Here is an 8,271-nt window from a genome sequence, read left to right as displayed (position 1 = left end):
GTCCCTCCGGCCGCGCCGGGGGGGGGGGGGGGCGCCGGGGGGGGTGGGGGCCGCGGGGGGGGCCGGCCGCCGGGGCTGAGGGCGGGGGGTTTCGCAGCCCGGCGTCGTGGGGTGCCGCTCTTTGGGACGGCCGCCGCCCCTGGCGGCACGCATGCCCGCAGCGGGGCGGGTGCGCGTGCCCGCGGGCGGGGGCGGCCCGCGGCCAGTGCGGGACGGGCGCCCCGCAGCTGGGCGGGTGCGTGTGCGCGCCGCTGGGGCGGGGCGGTGGGCGTGCGGGCGGTCGGGGCCGACAAGGCGTCGGTATCGGGGGGTTTGGGGCGGGCGTAGCGTAGGGGCATGACGACGTACGGATCATTTCCCGGTACTCGGCCGCGGCGGTTGCGGACCAACCCCGTGATGCGTCGGATGGTCGCCGAGACCCGGCTCCACCCCGCCGATCTCATTCTCCCGGCCTTCGTGCGGGAGGGCGTCAGCGAGCCCGTGCCGATCACCGCCATGCCGGGGGTCGTGCAGCACACCCGGGACAGTCTGAAGAAGGCCGCCGCGGAGGCGGTCGCTGCGGGGATCTCCGGGATCATGCTGTTCGGCGTGCCGGAGGAGTCGAAGAAGGACGGGCTCGGGACGCCGGGAACCGACCCGGACGGGATCCTCCAGGTCGCCCTCCGGGACGTGCGGGCCGAGGTCGGCGACGACCTGCTCGTCATGTCCGACCTGTGCCTGGACGAGACCACCGACCACGGGCACTGCGGCGTTCTCGACGAGCAGGGGCGGGTCGACAACGACGCGACCCTGGAGCGGTACGCCGAGATGGCCCAGGTGCAGGCCGACGCCGGTGCCCACGTCGTCGGGCCCAGCGGGATGATGGACGGGCAGGTCGGGGTCATCCGCGACGCGCTCGACCAGATCGGGCGGGAGGACGTCGCCATCCTCGCCTACACCGTGAAGTACGCCTCCGCGTTCTACGGGCCGTTCCGGGAGGCCGTCGGCTCGTCTCTGCGAGGGGACCGGAAGACGTACCAGCAGGATCCCGCGAATGTGCGTGAGTCGCTGCGCGAGCTCGCCCTCGACCTGGAGGAGGGCGCCGACATGGTGATGGTCAAGCCGGCCGGGCCCTACCTGGACATCCTCGCCCGGGTCGCGGACGCCGTGGACGTGCCCGTCGCCGCCTACCAGATCTCCGGCGAGTACTCGATGATCGAGGCCGCGGCCGAGAAGGGCTGGATCGACCGGGACCGGGCGATCATGGAGGCCCTGACCGGTATCCGCCGGGCCGGTGCGCGGAGCATCCTCACCTACTGGGCCACCGAAGTGGCCCAGAAGCTCAAGGATCAGTAGGGGACGCTCAGTAGGTCAGCGCGTCGTCCATGTCGCGCAGCCAGTACGTGACCGTGAGCGTGCTGTCGTAGTACACGCCCTTGGCCGGCAGGGTGGGGAGCGCGGAGGGGCCGCCGTCGCTGTTCGGCGTGCGGCCCTGGAAGCCGACCGTGAGCTTGTGGCCGGTCGTGCCCCACTCGCCGCTGCCGTCGGCCGCCGACAGCGAGACGCCCGCGTAGCCGGACTCGCCGGGGGCCAGTGTCGTCACCGCCTGCGGCTTGGAGTCCTTGATCGGCCGCGGGACCCACTGCATCTCGTCGAAGCGCAGCACGGGGTAGTAGGTGAGGTCGCACATCTTCGAGCCGGTGTTCTTCACCGTGAGCAGCATGTGGTTGAGGGGGCGGCGGACCGGCTGGGCGGTGACGGTGGTGTTGGAGCCGTTGCAGGAGACGCGGGTCGCCGTGGTGCCCTTCGCGGCCTTGTCGCCCTTGGTGGCCTGCGAATCCGTCGCGCCGGTGGTGCCCTCGGTACCGGTCGCGCCGGTGGTGCCCTGCGTACCCGTCGCGCCGGTCGTTGCCTTCTCGCTGCCCCCGTCCTCGGCCGGGTGCGTCGCCGTGACGGTCGCCGAGGCCTGCTCGGGGTGCGCCATGCCTTCGTCCTTCGCGCCCGCGCCGTCCTGACAGGCAGTCAGAGCGAGGGCGGCCAGGAGGGCTACGGGGAGGGCGTGGTACTTGCGCATATCTTGTGTTTCCTTTCGGACAAAGGCAGTGGGGAAGCCGGCCCAGGCGGGTCGTGCTGCCGGTGGTCCGGGAGCGGCGTGCTTGGATGACCAGAGCTTGTGCGGTGGTCCGTCCCGGCCGCCAGACCCGGCGGACGATCAGGGACGTTGGAACACCCGCACATGCTGTGACCAGGGAGAACAGTCATTCCCTGGAACGGGGGAACGGGACACGGGGCATGGAGGAGCGGTGTCGGAAGGCACGACCGCGGCGGCATTCGCCGCCCTGCTGGGGGAGTTGAAGGAGCGCTCGGGGCTGAGCTACGGGGTGCTCGCCAAGCGGCTCCACATGAGTACGTCGACGCTGCACCGGTACTGCAACGGGGATGCCGTGCCGACCGACTACGCGCCGGTGGAGCGGCTCGCCCGGTTGTGCAAGGCGTCGTCGGCGGAACTCGTCGAGCTGCACCGTCGGTGGGTGCTGGCGGATGCGGGGCGGGTGCGCAAGGGGAGTGGCGGTACGGGGGGTCCGGTTGCGAGGGGTGCGGGCGCCGGGGGTCCGGTTGCGGGGGGTCCGGCTACGGGGAGTGGCGCTTCGGAGGTGACCTCTTCGGAGGCGGCTGCTCCCGAGGTGAGCTCTCCGGCGGTGACCACTACGGACGTGACCACGACCGAGGTGACCACGACCGAGGTGACCACGGCGGAGGCGGCTTCTCCGGATGCCGATGTCCTCGCGTCGACGGTCGGTTCCGCCGATGCCGACGTACCCGCGCCGTCGGAGCCCGCCGGCCGCCGCCGCCCCCGTCGCGCCCTGCTCGCCGGTGTCGCCGCGGCCGTGGTCCTCGGCGGGGTCGGTCTCGCTGTGGCCGTTCCCTCCGGTGGATCGGACGACGAGGGGCGGCGCGGCGCGGCGGCGGGCACCGGCGGTGGCGGCGGGCAGGAGGGGAAGGGCACGGCGGCGTCCGTGTCGCCCTCGGCCGGTTCGTCGTCCGCGGACAGCAAGGACAAGGACAAGGACAAGGACAAGGACGGGAAGGGCAAGGGGCCTGCCTCCACGTCCCCCACCTCGGCGTCACCAGGCACAGGGACCGGCGCCGGCGCCGGCCGCCCCGGGCGGGACACCGCCCCCGCCTCCGCCCCCCTCACCGTGGACACGGAGCCGCACGCCTGGGAAAGCCCCTGCTCCCAGCGCTACTTGATCAATCTGCCGCCGGGACGGGTCGGGCCGCCGCCGCCGGAGCAGGACGCGCCCGGCTGGGTGGCGGCCAACGGGGCCGTGCCGTCGGGGGAGCAGTTCCTGAAGCTGACCGTGCAGGGGAAGGGGCAGGAGACCGTGGTCGTCAAGCGGCTGACGGTCCGTATGGCCGGGAAGCGTGCGCCGCTCCCCTGGAACGACTACGCCATGGGGTATCCGGGTGTCGGCTGCGGCGGTGGCGTGCCGACCCGGTTCTTCACCGTCGCCCTCGACGCCGCGCGCCCGGGAGTCGTGCCTGAGGCGGGGCACGCGGACTTCCCCTTCAAGGTGAGTGAGAGCGACCCGGAGGTGTACTACATCCGGGCCGACGCCTCCGCGTACGACGTCAGCTGGTACCTGGAGCTGGCCTGGTCCAGCGGCGACCGGACGGGCACGCTGACCGTGGACGACCACGGCCGGCCCTTCCGCACGAGCGGCAACAACGGGCGTCCGGCGTACGAGTTCCCGCTGGGCGGCGAGAAGTGGGTCGAGGAGGGGACGACGCAGTAGTCAGCCCCGGGCGACCTTGACGGCGTGGTCCTCGGTGAGAACCGGGCCGGTCGGGCGCCAGAGGGGCGGCGTAGGGCGTTGGGCGTTCTGCACGGGCACCATCAAATCCGTTGAACCGTTAGGTTGTTGACCGTCGTAGTGGTTGCCTATTGAACAACCTACTTTCAGGGAGACGTCCATGTCCGGTGACGCCCTCAGCCAGGATCCCGCCGAGCTGCAGAGGAGGATCGACAGCAGCAAGGCGCACCCGGCCCGGGTCTACGACGTCTTCCTCGGCGGCAAGGACCACTACCCCGCCGACCGGGACGCGGCCGCCGCCGCACTGGCCGCCAACCCGCGCGGGTACCTCGACGTACGGCACAACCGCGACTTCCTCCGGCGTGCGGTGACCACGCTCGTGGAGCAGGACGGCATCCGGCAGTTCCTGGACATCGGGACCGGGCTGCCCACCGCCGAGAACGTGCACCAGATCGCGCAGCGGATCACGCCCGAGTCGCGGGTCGTGTACGTCGACAACGACCCCGTGGTGCTCGCGCACGCACGCGCCCTGCTGACCAGCGGCCCCGAGGGCCGTACGGACTACATCGACGCCGATCTGCGCGACCCGGGCCGCATCCTCGAACAGGCCGCCAAGAGCCTGGACTTCGACCGGCCGGTCGCGCTCTGCCTGGTCGCGGTCCTGCACTTCGTCGCGGACGAGGAGGCGTATCCGCTGGTGCGCGGGCTGATCGACGAACTGCCCGCCGGCAGCCGGCTGGTGCTGAGTCACCTCACCGAGGACCTCAACCCCGAGAACATCCGGGCGGTCCAGCGGACCTACACCGAGCGCGGGTTCACCTTCGTGCTGCGGTCCCGGGCCGACGTCGAGCGGTTCTTCACGGAGAACGGGCTGGAGATCGCCGCCCCGGGGATCGTCCCGGCGCACCGCTGGCGGCCCGACCACGCCGCCCCTGTCTCCGAGCAGCCGGAGGAGTCCTTCCTCGCCGGGCTGGAGGAGATCGAGAAGGTGCGCTACCGCGACATCAACGACGTGACGGACGCGGACATCAATGTGTACGCGGCGATCGGCGCCAAGGCGTGAGCCGCCGTTCCGTCGTGTGAGCCACTCTTCCGCCGCGTGACCGGCGGGGTGTCCGGATCCCGGAAACCTGGTTGTAAACGGCACGTAGTTCCTTAGGCTGCGGGGCACCAGGCGTCACCGGAGCCGAAGGAGCCCTGTCATGACCGTCGCCGAGCCCCTGCCCACCCACTCTCCCGTGCCGCCCCTGGCCGCGCGGGCGCGGGCCGTCGGCGGCTCCCCCCGTACGGGACATCCTCGCCGTCACCGCCCGCCCCGAGGTCATCAACTTCGCGGGCGGGCTCCCGGCACCGGAGCTGTTCGACGCCGAGGGCATCGCCGCCGCGTACGAGGCGGTGCTCGCCGAAGCGCCCACGCGGGCGCTGCAGTACTCCACGACCGAGGGCGAACCCGCGCTGCGGGACGCGCTCGCCGCCCGGACCACCGCGCGTGGCCTGCCGACCGGCCCCGACGACCTGCTCGTCACCAGCGGCTCCCAGCAAGCCCTCTCGCTCCTCGCCACCGCGCTGCTCGAACCCGGGGACGCCGTCCTCGTCGAGAGCCCCTGCTATCTGGCCGCACTCCAGGCCTTCGGCTTCGCCGGAGCGCGGATCGTGCCCGTGCCCGGCGACGAGCACGGCATCGACCCCGCGGCGCTGGAGGAACTCGTCGTGCGCGAGCGGCCCAAGCTGCTCTACACCGTGCCCACCTTCCACAACCCCACCGGCCGGACACTGCCCGCCGAGCGGCGCGCCGCCGTGGCCGCCGTCGCCACCCGGCGCGGACTGTGGATCGTCGAGGACGACCCCTACGGAGAACTGCGCTACGACGGTGAACGCGTGCCGTGGATCGCCGCCCACCCGGGCGCCGAGGACCGGACGGTGCTGCTCGGCAGCTTCTCCAAGGTCATGGCGCCCGGGCTGCGGCTGGGCTGGCTGCGGGCGCCCGGGGAGCTGCGGCGCGCCTGTGCCGTCGCCAAACAGGCCGCCGACCTGCACACCCCGACCGTCAACCAGCTCGCCGCGGCCCGCTATCTCGCCGACAACGACCTGGACGCCCATGTGGCCCGCCTCGCCGGCGTGTACCGCGACCGCCGCGACGCGATGCTCTCCGGGCTCGCCGGGGCGCTGCCCGAGGGGTCGTTCTGGAACCGGCCCGAGGGCGGCATGTTCCTCTGGGCACGCCTGCCGGAACCGTACGACACCACGGCCCTGCTGCCGCAGGTGGTCCGGCAGAACGTGGCCTGCGTCCCCGGCGCCCCCTTCTACGCGGGCACGCCCGACCGGGCCACCCTGCGGCTGTGCTTCGTGACGCAGACGCCGCAGGAGATCGGGGAAGGGCTGCGCAGGCTGGGGGAGGGGCTGCGGGACGACCCCGCCGGGGCGTGAGGGGCCGGGTCGGCCGGCGTGGAGGGGGCGGTCATTCCTCCGCGTCGCGCACCAGGAGGGCGATCTGCACCCGGTTCTCGACCGCCAGCTTCGCGAACAGGCTGCTCGTGTGTGCCTTGACGGTCGCGACGCCGATGTGCAGCCGCTCGGCGATCTCCGCGTTGCCCAGCCCGTCCGCGATGGCCCGGGCGGTGTCGAGTTCCCGTTCGGTCAGTGCGGACAGCCTCTTCCGTGCGGCTTCCCGGGACGGGCGGCGGGCCTCGGAGGAGTGCGGCCCGGTGGCCGCGGCGATCACCCGTGCGGTGGCCGCCGGGGACAGCGCGGGGTCCCCGGCCGCGACGGTCCGCACCGCGTCGACGATCTGCGACGGCGGAGTGTCCTTGACGACGAACCCGCGTGCTCCGGCGCGCAGTGCCCCGAGCACGAGATCATCGGAGTCGAACGTGGTGAGCACGAGGACCCGCGGCGGCGCCGGCCGGGTGAGGAGCTCCCGGGTCGCGCTGAGACCGTCACGGCCGGGCATCCGCACGTCCATCAGCACGACGTCCGGCCGCTGTTCGTCCACCACGGTGAGGGCGGTGTCCCCGTCGGGCGCCTCCGCGACGACGGTCAGGTCCGGTTCGCCGTCGATGACGAGGCGCAGTGCCATCCGCACCAGCTGGTCGTCGTCGACGATGACGACGCGCACCCGCTCCCGTTCGCTGTCCACTCATGCACTCTTTTCACGGGTGTGGTCCGGCCAGGGTAGTCGGGCGGCGAGGACGTATCCGTGGTCGGTGGTCGGGTGGTGGTCGAGTCGTCCGCCGGCGAGGCCGACGCGCTCGGCGAGGCCGAGCAGGCCGAACCCCGAGGACGGCGGCTGAGGGGCCGTGGCCCCGGCGGCCGCGGAGTTGCGGACGCTGACGTGGAGTTCGCCGCCGGCCGTTCCGTCCAGGGCGACGTGCACGTCCGAACCCGGGGCGTGCTTGGCGGCGTTGGTCAGTCCTTCCTGGACGACCCGGTAGCAGGTGCGTCCGACGGCGTCGGGCGGTTCTCCCGTCACGGTGGTGGTGAGCGTGACGGACAGTCCGGACGCGCGGGCGCCCGCCACCAGCTCGGGGATCCCGTCCAGGGAGGGCTGGGGCGGCTCCGGCAGGCCCGGGTCGGCCCGGAGCACACCGAGGACGTCCCGCAGTTCCTCCAGTGCCTGGTGGGAGCCGTCGGCGATGCCGCGGACCAGCGTGCGGTGGTCTTCGGCCGTGAGGTCGGTGCGGTGGTCCAGCACGCCGGCCTGCAGGGCGACCAGGGAGATCCGGTGCGCGAGCACGTCGTGCATCTCGCGGGCGATCCGGTTGCGTTCCAGGGCCCGTGCCTGCGCCGCCCGTGCGTTCTGTTCGCGTTCCGCGCTCTCCGCCCGGCCCCGCAGGAACCGCACTTCGACGCGCCGCGTGCCGATGGCCACGCCCATGGCCGACGCGACGCCCGCGCTCAGCGCGGGGAGGGCGAGTTGCAGCCAGAGCGACGCGGGCGGGAACCGGGTCGGGTAAATCCCGGCGGCGAACTGCGCCCCGGCCACGTAGGCCGCTGCGACCAGCCCGATCTCCACCGGACGGCGTCGCGTGGCGACCGAGCACAGAGCCAGGAGCGCGGCGCCGGTGGCGAGGGTCGATGTGGCGGTGGCGACCACGACCGTCAGGGCGACGGCGAGCGGGAACCGCCGCCGCCACGGAAGCACCGTCAGACAGCCGAGGGCCACCAGTGGATCACCCGTGACGAACCAGGAACACGTGCCGCTCGCGCACCCCCGGGGCAGCACCACGGCGGTGGAGAGCCAGAAGAGAGCACCCAGCGCCCCGGCCGCCGTCAGCCGCCATGCCTGTTGCCACGTTCCGAGGCGTGGCGCGACGTCCGTGTCCATCCGGCCATTGTCGTGAAACGGCGTGGCGGGCACAGCGGCCCGGGGGTGGAGGCGTGGGTGGGGCCGGGGGGGGTGTCGGTGGGGGGGGTGGGGGGGGGGGGTGGTTGGGGCGGGCGCGGGGGGGGGGCGCCGCCCGCCGCACACCGACGCGGA

Annotated in this window: 6 protein-coding genes and 1 pseudogene; 4 read left to right on the top strand and 3 right to left on the bottom strand. The window is 73.2% G+C overall.

What is annotated here, in order from left to right; translation table 11 throughout:
- Positions 1-336: 336 nt before the first annotated feature.
- A complete protein-coding gene (gene hemB / locus ABZ281_RS27035) occupies positions 337-1,335 on the top strand; it encodes a porphobilinogen synthase (protein ID WP_356659517.1) in 999 nt (332 codons plus the stop codon).
- A 7-nt stretch (positions 1,336-1,342) separates the two neighbouring features.
- On the opposite strand, the gene ABZ281_RS27030 is transcribed toward hemB, so the two are convergent.
- Positions 1,343-2,053 carry a DUF4232 domain-containing protein gene (locus tag ABZ281_RS27030; RefSeq protein WP_356659515.1) on the bottom strand — a complete coding sequence of 237 codons (711 nt, stop codon included), beginning with the start codon at positions 2,051-2,053 and terminating at the stop codon, positions 1,343-1,345.
- 229 nt (positions 2,054-2,282) lie between these two features.
- Between ABZ281_RS27030 and ABZ281_RS27025 the strand changes: the two genes are divergently transcribed.
- The 3 genes and pseudogenes from ABZ281_RS27025 (at position 2,283) to ABZ281_RS27015 (ending at position 6,221) form a co-directional block, all read left to right on the top strand.
- Entirely contained in the window at positions 2,283-3,776 is a 1,494-nt protein-coding gene (locus ABZ281_RS27025; RefSeq protein ID WP_356659513.1) for a helix-turn-helix transcriptional regulator, read from the top strand.
- Between the two features lie 178 nt (positions 3,777-3,954).
- Positions 3,955-4,857 (top strand): SAM-dependent methyltransferase, encoded by a 903-nt coding sequence (locus tag ABZ281_RS27020; RefSeq protein ID WP_356659511.1) that lies wholly within the window; start codon positions 3,955-3,957, stop codon positions 4,855-4,857.
- A 139-nt stretch (positions 4,858-4,996) separates the two neighbouring features.
- Positions 4,997-6,221 (top strand): annotated as a pseudogene (locus tag ABZ281_RS27015) (PLP-dependent aminotransferase family protein).
- 31 nt (positions 6,222-6,252) lie between these two features.
- Here the strand turns inward: ABZ281_RS27015 and ABZ281_RS27010 are convergent.
- Positions 6,253-6,930: a response regulator transcription factor gene (locus ABZ281_RS27010; protein ID WP_356659509.1), complete on the bottom strand. Its 678-nt coding sequence runs from the start codon at positions 6,928-6,930 to the stop codon at positions 6,253-6,255.
- Positions 6,931-8,118 carry a histidine kinase gene (locus ABZ281_RS27005; protein ID WP_356659507.1) on the bottom strand — a complete coding sequence of 396 codons (1,188 nt, stop codon included), beginning with the start codon at positions 8,116-8,118 and terminating at the stop codon, positions 6,931-6,933. It lies immediately after the preceding gene.
- Positions 8,119-8,271: the final 153 nt, after the last annotated feature.

This window comes from Streptomyces sp. NPDC006265 (assembly GCF_040613555.1).
GTDB lineage: Bacteria > Actinomycetota > Actinomycetes > Streptomycetales > Streptomycetaceae > Streptomyces.
Note: the sequence above shows the minus strand (reverse complement) of the source record. Positions and strands in the feature narration are given on the sequence as shown.

Bases quoted from the DNA above. Each gene is read 5' to 3' on its own strand.
- ABZ281_RS27020 (WP_356659511.1), top strand. From the start codon at position 3,955: ATGTCCGGTGACGCCCTCAGCCAGGATCCCGCCGAGCTGCAGAGGAGG.
- hemB (WP_356659517.1), top strand. From the start codon at position 337: ATGACGACGTACGGATCATTTCCCGGTACTCGGCCGCGGCGGTTGCGG.
- ABZ281_RS27005 (WP_356659507.1), bottom strand. From the start codon at position 8,118: ATGGACACGGACGTCGCGCCACGCCTCGGAACGTGGCAACAGGCATGG.
- ABZ281_RS27030 (WP_356659515.1), bottom strand. From the start codon at position 2,053: ATGCGCAAGTACCACGCCCTCCCCGTAGCCCTCCTGGCCGCCCTCGCT.